The organism is Morganella psychrotolerans, assembly GCF_965118875.1.
Taxonomy (GTDB): Bacteria; Pseudomonadota; Gammaproteobacteria; order Enterobacterales; family Enterobacteriaceae; genus Morganella; species Morganella psychrotolerans_C.
Genome location: NZ_CBCPJD010000033.1, coordinates 1 through 3,110, shown reverse-complemented (window position 1 = coordinate 3,110; position 3,110 = coordinate 1). Strand labels below are relative to the sequence as shown.

2 rRNA genes are annotated in these 3,110 nt (G+C 51.6%); both read left to right on the top strand.

The window, feature by feature from the left end:
- Positions 1 to 28 precede the first annotated feature (28 nt).
- Positions 29 to 2,936: ribosomal RNA gene (locus ACMHKJ_RS19060) — 23S ribosomal RNA — on the top strand.
- A 115-nt stretch (positions 2,937 to 3,051) separates the two neighbouring features.
- A 5S ribosomal RNA gene (gene rrf / locus ACMHKJ_RS19410) occupies positions 3,052 to 3,110 on the top strand; the annotation flags it as partial.

Here is a 3,110-nt window from a genome sequence, read left to right as displayed (position 1 = left end):
CCGTCCAAAAGACATCTTCGGGTTGTGAGGTTAAGCGAATAAGCGTACACGGTGGATGCCTAGGCAGTCAGAGGCGATGAAGGACGTGCTAATCTGCGATAAGCGTCGGTAAGGTGATATGAACCGTTATAGCCGACGATTTCCGAATGGGGAAACCCAGTGCAATTCGTTGCACTATCATTAACTGAATACATAGGTTAATGAAGCGAACCGGGAGAACTGAAACATCTAAGTACCCCGAGGAAAAGAAATCAAACGAGATTCCCCCAGTAGCGGCGAGCGAACGGGGAACAGCCCAGAACCTGAATCAACATCAGTATTAGGAGAACGGCCCTGGAAAGGCCGGCCACAGCAGGTGATAGCCCTGTATCCGAAAATGCTGGTGTTGTGAGTTCGATGAGTAAGGCGGGACACGTGTTATCCTGTCTGAATATGGGGGGACCATCCTCCAAGGCTAAATACTCCTGACTGACCGATAGTGAACCAGTACCGTGAGGGAAAGGCGAAAAGAACCCCGGCGAGGGGAGTGAAAAAGAACCTGAAACCGTGTACGTACAAGCAGTGGGAGCACCCTTGTGGTGTGACTGCGTACCTTTTGTATAATGGGTCAGCGACTTATATTCTGTAGCAAGGTTAACCGAATAGGGGAGCCGCAGGGAAACCGAGTCTTAACTGGGCGAATTAGTTGCAGGGTATAGACCCGAAACCCGGTGATCTAGCCATGGGCAGGTTGAAGGTTGGGTAACACTAACTGGAGGACCGAACCGACTAATGTTGAAAAATTAGCGGATGACTTGTGGCTGGGGGTGAAAGGCCAATCAAACCGGGAGATAGCTGGTTCTCCCCGAAAGCTATTTAGGTAGCGCCTCGTGAATTTATCTCCGGGGGTAGAGCACTGTTTCGGCTAGGGGGTCATCCCGACTTACCAACCCGATGCAAACTACGAATACCGGAGAATATTATCACGGGAGACACACGGCGGGTGCTAACGTTCGTCGTGAAGAGGGAAACAACCCAGACCGCCGGCTAAGGTCCCAAAGTCATAATTAAGTGGGAAACGAAGTGGGAAGGCTCAGACAGCCAGGATGTTGGCTTAGAAGCAGCCATCATTTAAAGAAAGCGTAATAGCTCACTGGTCGAGTCGGCCTGCGCGGAAGATGTAACGGGGCTAAATTATGCACCGAAGCCGCGGCAGCGATATGTAAATATTGTTGGGTAGGGGAGCGTTCTGTAAGCCGTTGAAGGTGACCTGTGAGGGTTGCTGGAGGTATCAGAAGTGCGAATGCTGACATAAGTAACGATAATGCGGGTGAAAAACCCGCACGCCGGAAGACCAAGGGTTCCTGTTCAACGTTAATCGGAGCAGGGTGAGTCGACCCCTAAGGCGAGGCTGAAAAGCGTAGTCGATGGATAACGGGTTAATATTCCCGTACTGGTGGTAACTGCGAAGGGGGGACGGAGAAGGCTAAATCATCCGGGCGACGGTTGTCCCGGTTTAAGCGTGAAGGTGGACTGACTAGGAAAATCCGGTCGGTTATTAAACACTGAGGCGTGACGACGAGCCACTACGGTGGCGAAGTGATTGATGCCCTGCTTCCTGGAAAAGCCTCTAAGCATCAGGTTATCATTGATCGTACCCCAAACCGACACAGGTGGTCAGGTAGAGAATACTCAGGCGCTTGAGAGAACTCGGGTGAAGGAACTAGGCAAAATGGTGCCGTAACTTCGGGAGAAGGCACGCTGGCATTAGGTGAAGTCCCTCGCGGACGGAGCTGAAGCCAGCCGCAGATACCAGCTGGCTGCAACTGTTTATTAAAAACACAGCACTGTGCAAACACGAAAGTGGACGTATACGGTGTGACGCCTGCCCGGTGCCGGAAGGTTAATTGATGGGGTTAGCGCAAGCGAAGCTCCTGATCGAAGCCCCGGTAAACGGCGGCCGTAACTATAACGGTCCTAAGGTAGCGAAATTCCTTGTCGGGTAAGTTCCGACCTGCACGAATGGCGTAATGATGGCCAGGCTGTCTCCACCCGAGACTCAGTGAAATTGAACTCGCTGTGAAGATGCAGTGTACCCGCGGCAAGACGGAAAGACCCCGTGAACCTTTACTATAGCTTGACACTGAACATTGAATCTTGATGTGTAGGATAGGTGGGAGGCAACGAAATGTGGACGCCAGTCTGCATGGAGCCAACCTTGAAATACCACCCTTTAACATTTGATGTTCTAACCCGGGTCCATAATCTGGATCGGGGACCGTGTCTGGTGGGTAGTTTGACTGGGGCGGTCTCCTCCCAAAGAGTAACGGAGGAGCACGAAGGTTGGCTAAGCATGGTCGGACATCATGCGGTTAGTGCAAAGGCATAAGCCAGCTTGACTGCGAGAGTGACAGCTCGAGCAGGTACGAAAGTAGGTCTTAGTGATCCGGTGGTTCTGAATGGAAGGGCCATCGCTCAACGGATAAAAGGTACTCCGGGGATAACAGGCTGATACCGCCCAAGAGTTCATATCGACGGCGGTGTTTGGCACCTCGATGTCGGCTCATCACATCCTGGGGCTGAAGTAGGTCCCAAGGGTATGGCTGTTCGCCATTTAAAGTGGTACGCGAGCTGGGTTTAGAACGTCGTGAGACAGTTCGGTCCCTATCTGCCGTGGGCGTTGGAAGATTGAGAGGGGCTGCTCCTAGTACGAGAGGACCGGAGTGGACGCACCACTGGTGTACGGGTTGTGATGCCAATTGCATTGCCCGGTAGCTAAGTGCGGAAAAGATAACCGCTGAAAGCATCTAAGCGGGAAACTTGCCTCGAGATGAGTCTTCCCTGACCCTTTAAGGGTCCTGAAGGAACGTTTGAGACTAAGACGTTGATAGGCTGGGTGTGTAAGTACAGCGATGTATTGAGCTAACCAGTACTAATGAACCGAGAGGCTTAACCTGACAACACCGAAGGTGTTTTGAGTTGAGAGACGAAGTAAAATCAATTTTTCGGATGACGGGTGATGAATATATTCATACCGGTTATTTAACAGCTTGTTTTGGATAACAGAATTTGCCTGGCGGCACTAGCGCGGTGGTCCCACCTGATCCCATGCCGAACTCAGAAGTGAAACG